Source organism: Roseicella frigidaeris (assembly GCF_003258945.1).
GTDB classification, from domain to species: Bacteria; Pseudomonadota; Alphaproteobacteria; order Acetobacterales; family Acetobacteraceae; genus Paracraurococcus; species Paracraurococcus frigidaeris.
Genome location: NZ_QLIX01000003.1, coordinates 194295 through 211120, shown reverse-complemented (window position 1 = coordinate 211120; position 16826 = coordinate 194295). Strand labels below are relative to the sequence as shown.

The 16826-nt window shown below is 73.0% G+C and carries 19 protein-coding genes; 5 read left to right on the top strand and 14 right to left on the bottom strand.

The features are described 5' to 3' along the window. The 4 genes from DOO78_RS06400 (at nt 1) to DOO78_RS06385 (ending at nt 3492) form a co-directional block, all read left to right on the top strand. The gene (locus DOO78_RS06400; RefSeq protein WP_243634424.1) at nt 1-756 is read left to right on the top strand and encodes an ABC transporter ATP-binding protein; all 756 of its coding nucleotides are present in this window, start codon (nt 1-3) and stop codon (nt 754-756) included. After that, nucleotides 753-1511 carry an ABC transporter ATP-binding protein gene (locus DOO78_RS06395; RefSeq protein ID WP_111468903.1) on the top strand — a complete coding sequence of 253 codons (759 nt, stop codon included), beginning with the start codon at nt 753-755 and terminating at the stop codon, nt 1509-1511. Before DOO78_RS06400 ends, DOO78_RS06395 begins: the two co-directional genes overlap by 4 nt. 122 nt (nt 1512-1633) lie before the next feature. Continuing rightward, a complete protein-coding gene (locus DOO78_RS06390) occupies nt 1634-2497 on the top strand; it encodes a branched-chain amino acid ABC transporter permease (protein ID WP_111468902.1) in 864 nt (287 codons plus the stop codon). Next, nucleotides 2494-3492, top strand: coding sequence for a branched-chain amino acid ABC transporter permease (locus DOO78_RS06385; RefSeq protein ID WP_111468901.1), 999 nt, complete (start codon nt 2494-2496; stop codon nt 3490-3492). Before DOO78_RS06390 ends, DOO78_RS06385 begins: the two co-directional genes overlap by 4 nt. 124 nt (nt 3493-3616) lie before the next feature. Here DOO78_RS06385 and DOO78_RS06380 read toward each other — a convergent pair whose 3' ends face one another. From DOO78_RS06380 to pgsA, 6 genes are all read right to left on the bottom strand, one after another. Beyond that, nucleotides 3617-5029, bottom strand: a complete 1413-nt coding sequence (locus tag DOO78_RS06380; protein WP_243634423.1) for a hypothetical protein — start codon at nt 5027-5029, stop codon at nt 3617-3619. Nucleotides 5030-5039: 10 nt separating this feature from the next. Continuing rightward, on the bottom strand, nt 5040-5408 hold the full coding sequence (locus DOO78_RS06375) for a VOC family protein (protein WP_111468900.1): 369 nt from the start codon (nt 5406-5408) through the stop codon (nt 5040-5042). Then, entirely contained in the window at nt 5405-5863 is a 459-nt protein-coding gene (locus DOO78_RS06370; RefSeq protein WP_207802809.1) for a molybdenum cofactor biosynthesis protein MoaE, read from the bottom strand. The genes DOO78_RS06375 and DOO78_RS06370 overlap by 4 nt, the downstream gene beginning before the upstream one ends. A gap of 134 nt (nt 5864-5997) precedes the next feature. Beyond that, nucleotides 5998-6249 carry a molybdopterin converting factor subunit 1 gene (gene moaD / locus DOO78_RS06365; protein ID WP_111468898.1) on the bottom strand — a complete coding sequence of 84 codons (252 nt, stop codon included), beginning with the start codon at nt 6247-6249 and terminating at the stop codon, nt 5998-6000. 8 nt (nt 6250-6257) lie between these two features. Continuing rightward, a complete protein-coding gene (locus DOO78_RS06360; RefSeq protein ID WP_128080009.1) occupies nt 6258-6923 on the bottom strand; it encodes a hypothetical protein in 666 nt (221 codons plus the stop codon). Nucleotides 6924-6988: 65 nt separating this feature from the next. After that, the gene (gene pgsA, locus DOO78_RS06355; protein ID WP_111469075.1) at nt 6989-7609 is read right to left on the bottom strand and encodes a CDP-diacylglycerol--glycerol-3-phosphate 3-phosphatidyltransferase; all 621 of its coding nucleotides are present in this window, start codon (nt 7607-7609) and stop codon (nt 6989-6991) included. A gap of 298 nt (nt 7610-7907) precedes the next feature. On the opposite strand from pgsA, the gene DOO78_RS06350 reads away from it, so the two are divergent. Continuing rightward, nucleotides 7908-8600, top strand: a complete 693-nt coding sequence (locus DOO78_RS06350) for a CBS domain-containing protein (protein ID WP_243634422.1) — start codon at nt 7908-7910, stop codon at nt 8598-8600. A gap of 64 nt (nt 8601-8664) precedes the next feature. Here the strand turns inward: DOO78_RS06350 and uvrC are convergent, their stop codons facing one another. The 8 genes from uvrC to DOO78_RS06310 all read right to left on the bottom strand — a co-directional run bounded on the left by uvrC (nt 8665) and on the right by DOO78_RS06310 (nt 16765). Beyond that, nucleotides 8665-10509, bottom strand: a complete 1845-nt coding sequence (gene uvrC / locus DOO78_RS06345; RefSeq protein WP_243634421.1) for an excinuclease ABC subunit UvrC — start codon at nt 10507-10509, stop codon at nt 8665-8667. Nucleotides 10510-10842: 333 nt separating this feature from the next. Continuing rightward, entirely contained in the window at nt 10843-11235 is a 393-nt protein-coding gene (folB, locus tag DOO78_RS06340; protein WP_165838752.1) for a dihydroneopterin aldolase, read from the bottom strand. Further along, the gene (locus tag DOO78_RS06335; protein WP_111468893.1) at nt 11232-12023 is read right to left on the bottom strand and encodes an SDR family oxidoreductase; all 792 of its coding nucleotides are present in this window, start codon (nt 12021-12023) and stop codon (nt 11232-11234) included. The genes folB and DOO78_RS06335 overlap by 4 nt, the downstream gene beginning before the upstream one ends. Before the next feature lie 219 nt (nt 12024-12242). Next, nucleotides 12243-13040 (bottom strand): ABC transporter ATP-binding protein, encoded by a 798-nt coding sequence (locus tag DOO78_RS06330; protein WP_111468892.1) that lies wholly within the window; start codon nt 13038-13040, stop codon nt 12243-12245. Further along, entirely contained in the window at nt 13037-13810 is a 774-nt protein-coding gene (locus DOO78_RS06325; protein WP_111469074.1) for an ABC transporter permease, read from the bottom strand. Before DOO78_RS06325 ends, DOO78_RS06330 begins: the two co-directional genes overlap by 4 nt. A gap of 16 nt (nt 13811-13826) precedes the next feature. After that, complete coding sequence (locus tag DOO78_RS06320; protein ID WP_165838751.1) at nt 13827-15176, bottom strand: trypsin-like peptidase domain-containing protein; 1350 nt, start codon at nt 15174-15176, stop codon at nt 13827-13829. Between the two features lie 10 nt (nt 15177-15186). Further along, a complete protein-coding gene (locus tag DOO78_RS06315) occupies nt 15187-16152 on the bottom strand; it encodes an ABC transporter substrate-binding protein (RefSeq protein WP_111468890.1) in 966 nt (321 codons plus the stop codon). A 97-nt stretch (nt 16153-16249) separates the two neighbouring features. After that, a complete protein-coding gene (locus tag DOO78_RS06310) occupies nt 16250-16765 on the bottom strand; it encodes an SRPBCC family protein (protein ID WP_111468889.1) in 516 nt (171 codons plus the stop codon). Nucleotides 16766-16826: the final 61 nt, after the last annotated feature.

Genomic DNA, 16826 nt, shown 5'->3' with positions numbered 1-16826 from the left:
ATGGACGCGGCCGGCGCGCCGCTGCTGCAGGTGGAGGGTCTGACCAAGCGCTTCGGCGGCTTCACCGCCGTCGACAAGGTCTCCTTCACCGTCGCGCAGGGCGAGATCCTCGGGCTGCTCGGGCCGAACGGCTCGGGCAAGTCCACCACCTTCAACTGCATCGCCGGCACGCTGCGGCCGAGCGCGGGCTCGGTGCGCCTCGCCGGCGCCGAGATCGGCGGCAGCACGGCGGACGAGACCTGCCGCCGCGGCATCGGCCGCACCTTCCAGATCCCGCGCCCCTTCCGCGGCCTCACCCTGCTCGAGAACGCGACGCTCGCCGCCTTCTACGGCGCGGGCGGGCATATCGACCGCGCCGAGGCGGAGCGGCGGGCGCGCGACGCGCTGCGCCTGGCGCAGCTGCCGGACGACGCGGCGGCGACGGCGCATGGCCTCGGCGCCGCCGGCCTCAAGAAGCTGGAACTGGCGCGGGCGCTGGCGACCCAGCCGAAGCTGCTGCTCGCCGATGAGAGCCTCGGCGGCCTCGATACCGGCGAGATGCGCCAGGCCGCCGACATGCTGAAGCGCATCCGCGACGAGCGCGGCATCACCATCGTCTGGGTGGAGCACATCATGGGCGTGCTTCTCTCCGTCGTCGATCGCGTCGTGGTCCTCGACCATGGCGCCGTCATCTTCCGCGGCACCCCGGCCGAGGCGCAGGAGGATGCACGGGTCGCCGAGGTCTATCTCGGCCCGCCGGAGACCCGCGCGGCATGAGCGCGGCGTTGCAGCCGCCGGGCGCGGCCGCCCGGGCCCCGGGCGAGGCGCTGGAGCTCGCCGGCATCCAGGCCGGCTATGGCGACTTCCAGGCGCTGTTCGGCGTCGGGCTGCGGGTGGAGCCGGGCGAGGCGGTGGGCGTGGTCGGCCCGAACGGCGCCGGCAAGACCACGCTGCTCCGCGTCATCTCCGGCCTGATCCGGCCGCGCGCCGGCACGCTGCGCTATGGCGGGCGCGACCTCACCGAGGTGCCGCCGCATGCGCTGCCCGGGCTCGGCATCGCGCATGTGCCGGAGAACCGCCGCCTCTTCCCGCACCTCACGGTGGAGGAGAATCTCCGCGTCGGCGCCTTCACCCGCGCGGCCCGGCCGCAATTCGAGGCGCGGCGCGAGCATGTCTTCGAGCTCTTCCCGCGCATGAAGCAGCGCCGGCACCAGCTCGCCGGCACCATGTCGGGCGGCGAGCAGCAGATGTGCGCCATCGGCCGGGCGCTGATGTCCGGCCCGAAGATCCTCCTCCTCGACGAGCCCTCGGCCGGCCTCGCGCCCATCGTGGTGCAGCAGGTCTTCGAGCTGGTGCGGCGCATCCGGCAGGAGGGGCTGACGGTGCTGATCGTCGAGCAGAACGTGGCGCAGGTGCTGCGGGTGGTGGACCGCGCCTATGTGCTGGAGACCGGGCGCGTCGCGGCCGAGGGGCGCTCGGCCGAGCTCGCCGCTGACCCGGCGATCCGGCGCAGCTATCTGGGCGGCCATTGATGCGGCCCGACGACGCCCCGGGGGTCGTGGGACAGGCCCTGGGACAGGCCGGGGGACAGGCCGTGGGACACCGAGACAGCGCCCGGCGGGCGCGCTGAGGCCGGCCCGGAAAGGGATCACGCATGAACCTTCTCGACCCCTTCTTCCTGGAGGCGCTGGTCAACGGCATCCTCCTCGGCGGCGTCTTCGCCCTGCCGGCGCTGGGGCTCAACCTCGTCTTCGGCGTCGTGGACGTGGTCTGGCTCTGCTATGCCGAGCTGGTCATGGTCGGCATGTATGCGGTGTGGTTCCTCCACACCCAGGCCGGCTGGCCGCTGCCGCTGGCCTTCGTCGCCTGCCTGCCCATCGTCGCGGCGCTTGGGATGCTGCTGCACCTGCTGGTGGTGCGGCCGCTGCTGACCTCGCCGCCGATCAACCAGGTGCTGGCGACCGGCGGCGTGCTCTTCGTGTTGCAGGGCGCGGCGACGCTGGTCTTCTCCACCGAGTTCCGCTCGCTCGGCGTCGACATGCCGCCGATGGAGGTGGGGGAGGTCTTCGTCAGCGGCACCAAGCTCGCCGCCTTCTGCGCCGCGCTGCTCGGCGCCGCGGTGCTCTGGGCCTTCCTGAAATTCACCTATGTCGGCACCGCCATCCGCGCCATCGCGCGGGACCGCGAGGTGATGCCGCTGATGGGCGTCGATCCCCGCCGCATCTACCTCATCGCCTCGGCGGTCGGCGGCGCGCTGGCCGGCCTCGCCGCCTGCCTGCTGGTGGTGCAGCTCGACGTGCACCCCTTCGTCGGCCTCTCCTTCGGGCCGATCACCTTCATGATCTGCGTCATGGGCGGGCTCGGCAACATGCTCGGCGGCTTCCTCGCCGCCTTCCTGATGGGGCTGATCATCTCGGTCGGCGGCTTCTGGGGCACCACCGAATTCTCCTACGTCGTCGCCTTCGCCTTCTTCATCCTCGTCATGTTCATCCGGCCGAAGGGGCTGTTCGCGCGATGAGCGGATTCGCAAGGGACGTCGCCCTGCTCGCCATCGGGGTGGTGGTGCTGGGGGCGGTGCCGCTGCTCTCGCCGCCGGACTACGCCATGCATGTCCTCATCACCATGGTGCTGACGGCGCTGGCCGGCACCGGCTGGGCGATGATGGGCCGCTTCGGCCTGGTCTCCTTCGGCCATGGCGCCTTCCTCGGCGCCGCGGCCTACACCATGGCGTTGCTCTGGAACGAGGCGGGGCTGACGCCCTGGCTCGGCATCCCGGCCGGCATCCTCGTCGCGGTGGCGATCGGCATGCTGCTGGCCTATCCGGCCTTCCGGCTGCGCGTGGTCGGGCATTACTTCGCGCTGGTCACGCTCGCCGCCGGCGAGATCGTGCGCATCCTGATCGTCGCCCTGCGCGACCATACCGGCGGCTCGCTCGGCATGACGCCGGTGCAGGCGCCGCCGGGGCAGCAATTCCTCGCCATGCAGTTCGACAAGACCGGCTTCTGGTGGGTCGCCCTCATCGCCTGGGCGATCGGGCTGCTCGCCTGGCGGCTGCTCGACCGTTCCATGTCCTCGAAGGCGCTGGCGGCGATCTCGGAGGACGAGGACGCCGCGGCCTCCATCGGCATCCGGGTGACGCGGGAGAAGATGAAGGTGACGGTGATCTCCGTCGCCCTCGCCGCGCTGGCCGGGGCGCTGACGGCGCAGTACCGGCAATACCTCAACCCGGAATCCCTCGCCGGCCTCGGCATCTCGCTGCAGATCGTCTTCGGGGCCATCGCCGGCGGCATGTATGCGGCCTTCGGCCCGACCATCGGGGCGATCATCACCATCGGCCTCGACGAGGCGCTGCGCATCGGCTTCGGCACCGACTTCACCGGCGGCGCGCCGCTGGTCTATGGGCTGCTGCTGGTGCTGTTCATGCTGTTCATGCCGCGCGGCATCGCTGGGCTGTTCGAGCGGCGGGCGCGGCCGGCCACGGCCAAGCCGGCGGCGGAGCGGGCGACGGCTTGATCCCCGCGACGTCGCTGCGCGCCGTCGCGGGGGCCCCGTGAGTCCCTCCTGCCCAGGGCGCGTCACAGCCTGCCGCGGCGAAGCCGCGGCAGGACAACGGGCGGCGACTGGGGTGGCGGGCGTCTCAGGCTGGGTTGGGGGTGGGACGGGGCCGGCGCGGCCAGGCGAGGAGGGCGGCAAGCGGCAGCAGCCAGGCGATGCGGGCCTGGTAGCGGTCATGCGGGCCGGAGAGGGCGCCGGTCGCCGCCGCATTCGCCGTGATCCCGACCAGCACGCAGAGCACCAGGCCGAGGCGCCGCCCATCGCCCGCCCGCGCCGCCCATCCCCAGGCCAGCAGCGCCCCCGCCGCGCCGAGCAGCAGCGCCGCCGGATGCAGCAGCAGGACGGGCGCCGATGCCTGCCGCAGCACCCCGCGCGCCTGCAAGGAGGCCGCGAAGCGCGCCGCCTCCGCCGGCGGGAAGCCGAGGGCCAGCTCCCGCCCCACCGTCCCGGCGAGGTTCTCCGGCCCGAGCGTGTCGCCGACCCGCGCCAGGCCGAGCTGGCGCAGCGTGTTCCGCGCCGCCGCGCGCAGCACGCCGAGCGGCTCGCGCCGCAGCGTCTCGCGCAGGATCACGCCCGCCTCGGGGGCGAGGGCGATCGGGCCGAAACGCTCCGGTCCATCGCTCCGCGGCGGCGAGACCGGCCCGTCCGGCGCCCAGAGGACGACATCGGCATCCCCCGGCAGCCGCCCGGCCCAGCGGCAGAGATGCCAGCCTGCCTCCGGGCAGCGCGCCGCGATCGTGCGTGCCGCCGGCCCGTCGGCGACCAGCCGGGCCAGGGCGAAGACGGCGCCGTAGGGGGAGATGCCGAAGCGGCCATGGACCGCGAGATTCGTCGCCAGCAGCAGGGCAAGCGCGGCAAGCAGGGGCAGGGCGCAGGCCAGCGCCGGGCGCCAGGCGCGCCGCACCGCCAGCATCAGCAGGATCAGCGCCGCGGCGAGGGGCAGGTGCGACAGATGCGCCGCGGCGGCCTGGGTGGCGAGCAGCCCGAGCGCGAGGCGCTCTCCCCGCCCCAGCCGGTCCGCTGCGAAGCCAAGCAGGAAGAGGGCGAGGACGAGGGCCGGCGCCAGCCAGTCCGGCATCAGGAAGGCGGCGAACCAGGGCGCCGCCGTCGCCGCCGCCAGCCCGGCGCAGAGCAGCAGATGCGACCCGGTGGTGACACGTCCTGGAGCGTGATCGCCTGAGGGGGACCCACCGGAAGCGTGACTCACGGGTCCGCGAACCGGCGTGAGCGGATCATGGTCCAGCACCCGCTGCACCAGCCAGAGCAGCCAGGACAGCGCCAGCCCTTGCGCCGCCATCGGCAGCCAGAGGCTCAGGCGGAGATGGAACAGGTGCAGCAGCGGCCCATAGACCATCGGCTTGTCCCAGATCGGGATGCGCTCGATGGTCTGCGCCAGGAAGGCGCCGGTATCGCTGAAGACCAGGGGGTAGCCGTTCAGCGCCGCCGGCCAGAGCAGCAGCGCGGCGCCGCCGAGGATGGTCGGCCAGGCCCTCACGCCCGGCGCGTCACGCGGGGGCGAAGAGCTCGATCACATTGCCCTCCGGATCGGCCACCCGCAGCAGCCGTGGCGGCGCCCCGGCCGGGCCGGGCGCGTCCAGCACCGCGACGCGGGCGGTCAGCATGCGCCGGTGCCAGCGGTCGAGCTCGGCATCGGAGACCGGGAAGGCGAGCAGCGCGCTGCCCTCGGCATGCCGCGCCGAGGCGAAGAGGGCATCGCCGCGCGGCCGCAGCACCAGCTCCACCTCGCCGATGGTGAAGCGCAGCGCATTGCCCGGCTCGGCCGGCGCCAGGCCGAGGATGCGGGCGAAGAACTCGCGCTGGCGATGCGGGTCCTGGCAGGCCAGCTCGACGCGGGCGAGGCGCTCCGGGCTCATGCGCGCCCCGGCTCCCAGCGGGCGGCGGCGGCATCGTCCTCGGCCTTCGCCTCGACCCAGCGCGCGTCGCCGCCGGCGAATTCTTCGCGCTTCCAGAAGGGCGCCCGGGTCTTCAGCCAGTCGATCAGGAAGGCGCAGCTCTCGAGCGCCGCGGCGCGGTGGGAGGAGGCGGTGAGCACCAGCACGATCGGCGCCCCCGGCTCCAGCCGGCCATGGCGGTGGATGACGGTGCAGCCGGTGAGCGGCCAGCGGGCGCAGGCCTGCTCGGCGATGCCCGTGATCGCCCGCTCGGTCATGCCGGGATAGTGCTCCAGCACCAGCGCGGCGAGGCCGTCATCGGCGCGGCAGAGGCCGACGAAGCTGGCCAGGGCGCCGATATCGACCCGGCCGGCGGCGAGCGCCGCGCTCTCGGCGGCGAGGTCGAACGCCGCCTCCTGCACCCGCACGGTCGGCACGACTCGGCCGCCGGGCGTGTCCCGGCGCCCCTGGTTCAGCTCTCCACGGCCGTCGCCGCTCCGGCCATCGGGCGTATCGCAACGCGCCCGATTCAGCTCTTCGCGGTCGTCGCCGCTCCGACCATCGGGCGCGGTCATCCGCCGGTCACCGGGGGGAAGAAGGCGATCTCGGTGGCGCCGGCGAGGGGGGCGTCAGGGGTGGCGAATTCCTGGTCGATGGCGGCGCGGACCTGCCGCGCCTGGGCGAAGGCCGCGGCATGGCCGGGGCTGCGCGCTGCCAGCCAGGCGATCAGCCCGGCCACGTCCCGCACCTCGGGCGGCGGGGAGACCTCCTCCTCCGCGACGCCGACCTTCTGCCGCACCCAGGCGAAATACAGCACCCGCATGCCGGGCCTCACCGCTGGTTCGGCACGACCTGCACCTGCCCGTTGGGGCCGACGAGCGTCGTCGTGGCGCCGTCGTTGATGGCGGTGCCGGAGGCGCCGCCGGGCAGCACATAGCCCTGGATGCGGTCGGTGCCGCCGGTCGTCACCGCGGCGCTGCCGTTCGGGGTCACGATCACCCGGCCATCGTTGCGGCGCGCCGGCGGCCGGGTGTCGCCGGCCGGCGGCACGAAGCTCTGCTGCTGCGGCTCGGTCCGCACCGGCGGCAGGGGCGGCGGCGAGGAGGCGCCGCTGCGCAGGTTGGGCGGCAGCGGCCGCGGCTCGCCGGAGATCGGCGGGCGGTCGTAGTCGCCGGGGCGGTAATTCGGGATGCCCCGCATCGCCGCATCCGGATTGGCCAGGGTCGAGCGCGGCGCCTCCGGCACCGGCCAGACATCGCCATCCTCAGTGCGGAGCGGCGTGACCTCCGTCGGCGCGCCGGTGAGCCGGGCGATGGTGGTGCTCTCCTCGGGCGGCTTCGGATGCGAGGAGCCCCAGGGCATGCCGATCCTGCCGCCGAAATCGCCGATCCCGTCGGCGACCCGGGCGGAGCCGTTGTCGAACCAGCTGCAGCCGCCCAACAGCACCCCGATGCCCAGCAGGGTCACCCTGGCCGCCGTTCCGCCCATCCCTCGCATGAACCCACTCCTGTCGCCCCGCAGTCCGGAGCCCTGCCGGAAGATGCGCCGCCCCTGGCCCCGTCTCAAGGCCGGACTGCCGGCTCCCGCCGCGGCCCGGCGGGGCGGCCGGCGGAGTCGGCCTCGGCATGGTGCAGCCCGGCGACCAGATAGGTGCGCCCGGTCATCAGCGTCAGCGCCGCCGCCACCCAGAGCATCGCCTCGCCGATCAGCGAGACCGGCAGGACGGAGAGATGCAGCACCGAGGCGGCGGAATCGCCCGCCAGCAGCGTGCCGAGCGCCCCCATCTGGAAGCCGGTCTTCCACTTCGCCAGCCGCGAGACGGGCAGGCCGATCTGCAGCCCGGCCAGGTATTCCCGCAGGCCGGAGACCAGGATCTCCCGCAGCAGGATGACGATGGCCGGGTAGAGGGTCCAGTCGGTCAGCCGGCCGTTGCCGGCCATCACCATCAGCGCGGCGCCGACCAGCAGCTTGTCGGCGATCGGGTCCAGCATGCGGCCGAAGCCGGAGACGATCTGCCGCTCCCGGGCGATCTTGCCGTCGTAATAATCGGTGATCGCGGCGGCGGAGAAGACGATGCAGGCCGCGACATCGCCCCAGGGCGTGCGCAGGGCCACCAGCGCCACCAGCAGGGGAACGGCGGCGATGCGCGAAAGGGTCAGCAGGTTGGGCAGATCGGTCGGCATGCCGGCCGCAGTCATGGCCGAGCGCCCGGCGCGGGGCAAGCCCAGGATGGCGCCAGGCCGGCGGAGCGGGGCCCTGTGCCTGGTTGCCGGACCGGCACGATACGACAGGTGGGGCCCCGGGATGGGACCGACGTGCCGGGATGCGGGATCGCGGCCCGCGGCTTGTGGCGGCCCCGGGCCGGCATCACGTCTGGCGCCCGGCCGCTTGCTGTGGCGCAAGGCCCGCTCGCCGGGCCGCCGGTATGGATGGAGGACCCGCGGGCCGGCAGGCGGCCCGCGACAAGACCGGGAGGATGCCGTGAAGGCACGCGATCTCATGACCACCAGCCTCGTCGTGGTGCCGCCGGAGACGCCGGTGGCGGGCGTGGTGGAGCTTCTGGCCGGCCGCGGCATCTCGGCCGTGCCGGTGACGGATGCCGAGGGCAGGCTGGTTGGGCTGGTGACGGAAGGCGACCTGATCCGCCGCCTGGCCGAGGAGACGCGCGGCCCGCTCGGCTGGTTCCTCGGCCTCTTCGCCGATTCCCGGCGGCTGGCGCAGCGCTTCGCCAAGGCGCATGGCGCGAAGGCCGCCGACGTGATGACCCGCGAGCTGGTCACCGTCGACGAGGAGGCCGAGGCGGAGGAGATCGCCCGGCTGATGGAGCGCCACCAGATCCGCCGCGTGCCGGTGCTGAAGGATGGGAAGCTCGCCGGCATCGTCAGCCGCGCCGACCTGCTGCGCGCCGTCCTCGTTCCGCCCGAGGCGGCGCCCGGCGAGCAGACCGACGCGGCCCTGCTGAAGGCGATGATCGCCGCCATGCGGGAGCAGCCCTGGGTCGACACCTTCTACGTCTTCCCGAGCGTGAAGGACGGCACCGTCAGCTTCTACGGTTTCCACCGCTCGGAGGAGGTGCGCCAGGGCCTCGCCGTTCTCGCCCGGGCGGTGCCCGGCGTGACGGCGGTGGAGGACCGGACCGAGCCGATGCCGCGGATCCTGCGCACCTCGCTCTGATACGAACGGCCGTTGATGGTGCCCCATCAACGGCCCCCACTGGCAGTCCCCTCGGCGCCGGGCGTCATCCCTCCGCCATGCCGGGATGGAAATGCCCGTAGATGCGGCGGGCCACGCTCGGACCGATGCCCGGCGCGTTCTCCAGATCGGCCAGCGCCGCGTTGCGCACGCCGCGGGCGCTGCCGAAATGGTTGAGCAGCTTCCGCTTCAGCGCCGTGCCGACGCCCGGGATCTCGTCCAGCTCGCTCCGCACCAGGGATTTCGAGCGGCCGGCGCGGTGGGTGGTGATGGCGAAGCGATGCGCCTCGTCGCGCAGCCGCTGCAGGTAGTAGAGCACCGGGTCGCGCGGCGGCAGCTGGAAGGGCGGATGGCCGGTGCGGTGGAACCACTCGCGCCCGGCATCGCGGTCCGGCCCCTTGGCGACGGCGACCAGGGGGAGGTCGTCCACCCCCATCTCGGCCAGGATCTCTCGCGCTGCGTTGAGCTGGCCGAGCCCGCCATCGATCAGCACCAGGTCGGGCCAGGTGCCGCTCTCGCGCCCCGGGTCCTCCTTCAGGGCGCGGCCGAAGCGGCGCTCGAAGACCTCGCGCATCATGCCGAAGTCGTCGCCTGGCGCGACGGGGCCGCGGATGGAGAATTTGCGGTAGGCCTGCTTCAGGAAGCCCGAGGGGCCGGCGGCGACCATGACGCCATAGGCGTTGCTGCCCTGGATATGGCTGTTGTCGTAGACCTCGATCCGCTCCGGCGTCGCCGGTAGGTCGAAGACCCGCGCCACGCCCTGCAGCAGCGCCTCCTGCGCCGTGCCCTCGGCCAGCTTGCGCTCCAGCGCCTCCCTGGCATTGGTCGCGGCATGCTCGACCGCGGCGCGCTTGTCGCCGCGCTGCGGCCGGTGCAGCTCCACCTTCCGGCCGGCCTTGATGGAGAGCGCCTCGGCGATCAGCGCCTGCTCGGCCGGCTCATGGCTCAGCAGGACCAGCGGCGGCGGCGGCAGGTCGTCGTAGAGCTGGGTGAGGAAGGCCTCCAGCACCTCCTCCGGCCCCTGCTCGCCCTTGCTGAGGAAATAGGGCCGGTTGCCGTTGTTGCGGCCGCCGCGGAAGAAGAAGACCTGCACGCAGGTCTGCCCCGCCATCTGGTGCAGCGCGACGACATCGGCATCGCCGATGCCTTCCATGTTGATCCGGTCGCGGCCCTGCACATGGGTCAGGCCGCGGATGCGGTCGCGGATCGCCGCGGCGCGCTCGAACTCCAGCGCCTCGGCCGCCGCCTCCATCTCCTTGGCCAGCTCCCGCTGGATGCTCGGCGTCTCGCCGGAGAGGAACTGCTTCGCCTGCTGGACGAGGCCGGCATAGTCCTCGCGCGAGATGCGATCGACGCAGGGCGCCGAGCAGCGGCGGATCTGGAACAGCAGGCAGGGCCGGCTGCGCGTGTCGAAAACGGTGTCGCGGCAGCTCCGCAGCAGGAAGACGCGCTGCAGGGCGGTCAGCGTCTGGTTCACCGCCCAGGCCGAGGCGAAGGGCCCCCAATAGCTGGCGCCCTTGCGCCGCCCGCCGCGGTGCTTGGTGATCTGCGGATAGGGGTGGTCCTCGGTCAGGACCAGCCAGGGATAGGATTTGTCGTCGCGGAGGACGATGTTGTAACGCGGTCGCAGCCGCTTGATCAGGTTGGCCTCGAGCAGCAGCGCCTCGGCCTCGGAGGCGGTGGTGATGACCTCGAGGCTGCGGGTCTCGTGCACCATGCGCCGCAGCCGCTCGGGCAGCCGGGCGATCTGGGTGTAGGCATGCACCCGGCGCCGCAGCGCCCGGGCCTTGCCGACATAGAGCGCATCGCCGCGGGCATCGAGCATGCGGTAGACGCCCGGCGCATGCGGCAGCGTGGCGAGGGCGGCCTCGATGACCCGGACTCCCTCCATCACTGGAGCGTCAGCCGCTGGAGCGGCTTGGTCAGATTCCGCTTGACTCATGCGTTCCGATTAGGTTCGGCGATGGCCGGGAACACGGTGAAGGCCCCGGCCACCCTGTGGATAAGCTTGTGGATGTGGAAGCCGGGAGGGGTGCAACCGGTTGCAACTCCCCGGAAAAGCTTGAATGCCAAAGTTTCGGGCGCTTGTCTAAAATGCTGATGTCCAACGATTTCCACGAACCGAACTGGTTCGAAACGGTCACTTTGTAACCATTCTGTTTCAGTTAGAAAGAACCTGACGCTTTCGCGAGGGCGGTGGATGAGTTGCACGCAAACCTGCGTGTCAAGCCCGCGTCCTTTCGATGACAACCCCCACGGATGCGGCATCCGGGAAGGCGTCGGGCTTTTCCACACGCACTCGTGCTCGTAACACCCGCGGGTCCGACAGCGCTGCCTGAGCGATCCGTTCCGCCAGGGTTTCTACCAGGAGCAGGTGGCCCGAGGCGGCCTCCGCCCGCGCCGCCTTCACCAGCCGCTCGTAGTCCACCACCCGGCGGAAGTCATCCGCGCCGACCGCGCTCGGCGCCGCATCGTCCTCCACCGCCAGCTCGATCCCGATCACCACCCGCTGCGGCGCCGCCTTCTCGTGCGGATACACGCCGAGCCGCGCCTGCAGGGTGAGGCCCTGCACGAAGACCAGCCGCAGCCTCTGCCCGGCATCCGGCGCGAAGCTCATTCCTCCGGCCCCCCTGCCACGACGCCGCGCGGCGACCATTGCAGATGCTGCCCGCCATCGAGGGCGAGCATCTGGCCGGTCATGGCCGGCAGGGCGAGGATGGTCATGGCGGCGAGGGCGATCTCCTCCGGGCTGGTGCCGTGGCGCAGCGGCACGCTGGCCGCCTGGCGGTCGAACTGCGCCTGGCTCTGCCGCGGGCTGGGCAGCGCCGGGCCGGGGCCGATGCCGTTCACCCGGATGCGCGGCGCCAGCGCCAGGGCGAGGGATTGGGTCAGCGCCCAGAGACCGGCCTTGGACAGGCTGTAGCTGATGAAATGCGGCGTCAGCGACCAGACGCGCTGGTCGAGCATGTTCAGCACCGCGCCCTCGGCGGCGGCCGGCAGGGCGCGGGCGAAGGCCTGGATGAGCACGAAGGGGGCACGGAGATTGGGCTCCATATGCGAGTCCCAGCTCGCCCGCGTCACGTCCTCCCACTCGTCGCGCTCGAAGGTGCTGGCATTGTTGACCAGCACGCCGAGCGGGCCGAGCGCCGCCATCGCCGCCGGGACCAGCCGCTCGACCTCCGCCTCGCGCGCCAGGTCGGCCTGCAGGGTGACGGCGCGGCGGCCGAGCGTGCGGATCTCGGCCGCCGTCGCCTCGGCCTCGGCGGCGCTGTCCCGGTAGTGCAGCGCGAGATCGAAGCCCTGCCCGGCGAGCGCCAGGGCCAGGGCGCGGCCGAGCCGCCTGGCGCCGCCGGTGACGAGCGCCGCGCGGGGAATGGTCGGGGGAATGGGAGGGGTGGGGCTCATGCCTCCACCCTCTGTAGCAGCCTGCGTCATGGTCTGGGAACGCGCCGGGGCCGCCGTGCGGCGCGAACCGGGCGGTCGAGCGGCCGCGCTGGTCAGCCGTGCAGGCCGCCCGCGAGGGTAACGCCCGCGAGGATGGCGGCGAGGGCAATGAGCGACATGGCACAAATCACGGCTGCGATCCGGCAGGTTGAAGGGGCGGCGCTATAATCCGGTTACAGCCTAAGCGCCAGCAGAAACCGCGGCCCGCCGCACCTCCTCCCGGATCTCGGCCATCAGCCTGGCCTTCAGCGCCCCGAACTCCGGCGTCGTCTTCACCGTCCACTCGCGGGGATAGGGCAGCGGCACCGGGACCTCCGCCTTGATGCGACCGGGGCGGGCGGACATCACCAGCACCCGGTTCGCCAGGAAGATCGCTTCGTCGATGTCATGGGTGACGAAGAGCACCGTCTTGCGGTCCCCCTCCCAGATCTCCAGCAGCAGCTCCTGCATCAGCTCGCGCGTCTGGTGGTCGAGCGCCCCGAAGGGCTCGTCGAGCAGCAGGATCTCCGGGTCGTTGGCCAGGGCCCGGGCGAGCGCGGTGCGCTGCTGCATGCCGCCCGAGAGCTGTCGCGGCCAGTGGTGCTCGAAGCCGGCGAGGCCGGTGCGGGCGATGAAGCGGGCGGCGATGGCGGCCTGCTCCGCCTCCGGCAGGCCGCGCTCGACCAGGCCGTAGCGGATGTTCCGCTCGACGGTCAGCCAGGGGAAGAGGGTGTAGGACTGGAAGACCATGCCGCGATCCGGGCCGGGGCCGGCGACCGGGCGGCCCTCCAGGCTGACGGTGCCGGCGGTCGGGCGGTCGAGCCCGGCGACGATCCTGAGCAGCGTCGACTTGCCGCAGCCCGAAGGGCCGAGGATGGCGACGAACTCGCCCGGCGCGACGGCGAGCGAGGTGGGTTGCAGGGCCAGCGTCGGCGGGGTGCGGCCGCGCGCCGGGAAGGTGCGGGTGACGCCGTCGATGCGGAGCGTCTTGCCGCTCACAGCGCCGCCCAGGGGAAGAGCCGCCGGTTCAGCAGCTTCACCGCGAAATCCGTCACCAGCCCGATCACCCCGATCACCACGATGCCGAAGATCATCTGCCCAGTGTCCAGCAGCCGCTGGCTGTCCATGATCATGTGGCCGATGCCACTGCTCGCCCCGATCAGCTCGGCGACGATGACGTAGGTCCAGGCCCAGCCGAGGACGAGGCGGAGTGTCTCCGCCACCTGCGGCGCCGCGGCCGGGATCACCACCCGCCGCAGGATGCCGAGCGGGCGCGAGCCGAGGGTGTAGGCCGCCTCCACCAGGTCCATGCGCGTGCCGCCGGCGATCACCGCCACCATGATGACGAGCTGGAAGACGCTGCCGATGACGATGACCGCGAGCTTCTGCGCCTCCCCCACCCCGGCCCAGAGGATCAGCAGCGGGATGAAGGCCGAGGCCGGCAGGTAGCGGGCGAAGGAGAAGAAGGGCTCGAAGAAGGCTTCCACGGGTTTGAAGGCGCCCATCAGCAGGCCGAGCGGCACGGCGAAGGCGGCGGCGATCAGGAAGCCGCCGACCACCCGGAAGACGGTGACGGCGATGTCGCCGAGGAAGCCATACTCGGTCAGCAGCGACCAGCCGGCCGCCAGCGTCCGCCCCGGCGAGGCGAGGAACAGCGCCGGCACATGGCCGCCCTCGGTCACCCAGAGCCAGAGGCCGAGGAAGACCGCGAAGAAGCCGGCGCCGAGCAGGAGGCGGGCGCCGGGCGAGACCGGCCGCAGCGGCTGCATGCGCATCCCTCCCCGTTCAGCCCGGTGCCGGCAGGGCGACGTAGATCGCGGCATCCTCGCGCAGCAGCCGCAGCGCGACGCCCTCGCTGCCCGCCGCCCGCAGTGCCGCCGCCGCCTCCTGCGGGCCGCGGATGGCGGCGGTGCCGATGCCGAGGATGATGTCCCCCGTGCGCAGCCCCGCCGCCTCGGCGGTGCCGCCCGGCGTCACCCGCGTCACCAACGCGCCCTGCAACTCCGGCGGCAGGTGCTGCGCCGCCCGGGCCCCGCGGTTGATGGGGCCGAAGGCGAGGCCGTAGCCGTGATGCTCCGGCACCGGCGGCGGGGCAGCGGCCGGGGGCGGTGGCGTCTCGGCGAGGCGCGCGGTCAGCACCCGCTCCTGCCCGGCGCGCCAGACCGAGAGCGCCGCCGCGCTGCCCGGCGCCCGCAGCGCGATGCCATGCGCGATGGCGAGCGGCCCCTCCGCCGGCAGCCCGTCGAGCGCGGTGATGACGTCGCCCGGCTGCAGCCCGGCACGCGCCGCCGGCCCGTCCGGCGCCACGGCATCGACCAGCGCGCCCTGCGGCGGCGCGCCGCCCATCGCCCGCGACAGCTCCCGCGTCATCGCCTGGGCCTGCAGGCCGAGCCAGCCGCGGCGCACCCGGCCCTCCGCCGCCAGCGCCGTGACCACCGGCGCGGCGACCTGCGCCGGCACCGCGAAGCCGATGCCGACCGAGCTGCCGGTCGGGGTGACGATCGCCGTCGTCACGCCGGCGACATGGCCGGTGGCATCGAAGAGCGGGCCGCCGGAATTGCCCGGGTTGATCGCCGCATCGGTCTGGATCAGCTCGCCCCAGGCGAGGCCGCCGAGATTGCGTCCCCGCGCCGAGACGATGCCGAGCGAGACCGAGGCGCCGAGGCCGAAGGGATTGCCGACGACGAGCGCCCAATCGCCCGGCCGCGGCGGCGCCCCCGCGGCGAAGCTGAGGAAGGGCAGCGGCGGCGCGCCGAGCGGCAGCGCGATCCGCAGCACGGCGATGTCGGTGGCGGGGTCGCTGCCGAGCAGCCGGGCGGGGAAGTCCCGGCCATCGGCGAGGGTGACGGTGATGCGCTGCGCCTCGCCGGCCACATGGTGGTTGGTGACGACGGTGCCCTCGGCATCGACGAGGAAGCCGGAGCCGGCGCCGAGCAGCTCGGGCGGGGCCTGGGCGGGGCGGGCGCCATGGCCGCGCGGCGCGGTGGCGGCGTGCTCGAGCGTCTCGATCCGCACCACCGCCGGCTGCACCGCGGCGACGAGATCGGCGAAGCCGGGCGGCGGCGGCACCTCGGCGCGCGCCGGCGCCGCGATCAGGACGGCGGCGAGGGCCAGCAGGGCGCGGGTCGGGCGCATCCGCGGCAGGTCAGGCGAGGAAGCGCGGATCGAGAAGCTTCGACAGGTCGACCTCCTGGCGCACCACGCCGGTCTCGCGCTGCACCGCATAGGCCTTCTGCTGGAACGCCGGCAGGCCGTTGGCGACGTAGTCCCGGTTCTTCGCCGCATCCAGCCATTCGATGAAGGCGGCGCTCGCCTTGAACTGCTCGGCGCTCTGGTTCACCCGCTTGCCCATGATGCCGAAGCTCTTCTCCGGCTCGGCCTTGATCATCTCGACCGCGTCGAACCAGGACTTCACCACCCGCTTCACCGCCTCGGGATTCGCGTTGATGAAGGCGGGCTGGAAGGCGAGGGTGTCGACGATGCAGGGATGGTCGAGCGTCGTCGCCAGGATGCGGCCCTTGTCCTCGCCCATGCCGCGGACCTGGGAGAGATAGGGCTCATAGGTGGCGCAGGCATCGAATTGCCCGGCGACGAAGGCCTGCGCCGCCGGCTGCGGCGCCAGGGTCGCGGTCTGCACATCCTTCACCGAGAGCCCGTTCTCGCGGAACATGTAGGCCATGAGGAAGTAGGGCGAGGTGCCCGGGCCATCCACCGCGATGGTCTTGCCCTTGAGGTCGGCGAAGCCCTTGATGCCGGGCCGGACGCCGATGCCGTCGCCGCCATGGCTGCGGTCCAGCACCAACACCTGCACCAGCGGGATGGTGCTGGCCCAGAGGATCATGGTGTCGACCGTCGTCACCACGCAGTTCAGCGCGCCCGAGGCGAGGGCCAGGTTGCGCTCGCGCTGCGGCACGAATTTGGTCTCGACCTCGATCCCGTTCGCCTTGAACAGCCCGGCCTGCTCGGCCAGCGTCAGCGGGGCGAAGCCGGTCCAGCCCGACATGCCGATGGTGATCTTCGGCAGCCCCTGGGCGCGGGCGAGCCGCGGCGCGGTCAGCGCCGGCAGGGCGAGGGCGCCGGTCGTGCCGGCGAGAAGGCTGCGTCGGAACATGGCGGCGGCGACTCCCACGGCGTCCGGCCGAGCCTATCGGAGAGGATCGGCCGCGCAAGGGCTTATTGCGCCGCAGCAAGCATGCGGGCGAGGTGGATCAGAGATCCGGGTTCATCGTCGCGCTGCTGCCGAAGGGCCGGCTGTCCGGCAGCTCGTCCGTGCCCTGGCCGGTCTCCTGCGCCGCCGCGCCGCCCGGCGCCTCGCAGCACGCCTTGATGCTGGCGAGGGTGCGCTGCAGGGCGGCCTGCATCTCCGCATCGCCAGGCCCATGCGCCGCGGCACCCGGCTTCGAGGCCAGGTGGAGCTGCAGGGCGACGACCGAGCCGCCTTCCGCCGCCGTCACCTCCAGGCTGCCGCCATAGCCGTGCTGGCCATGCGAGCCCCATTGCATCCGGCGCGCCTCGGGCTCGGCCTTCAGCCAGCCCTCGTCGTGGTAGCCATGATCCTCGGCCCGCCCTTCGACGGCGACGTCGTCATGGTCGCCATGCCGGCCCTGCGGATCGACCCGCGTCACCGTCGGCAGGTAGCGTGGCATGTTGCGGATATCGGCGAGGAAGGCGAAGACCTCCGCCGCCGGGCGGGCGATCTCGACGCGGCCGGCATAGTCGCCCATGGGACGTTTCCTCCTGCTGTGCGGCGCGAACGCCGCGGCGGCGGAGGGCGTTCCCGCCCGC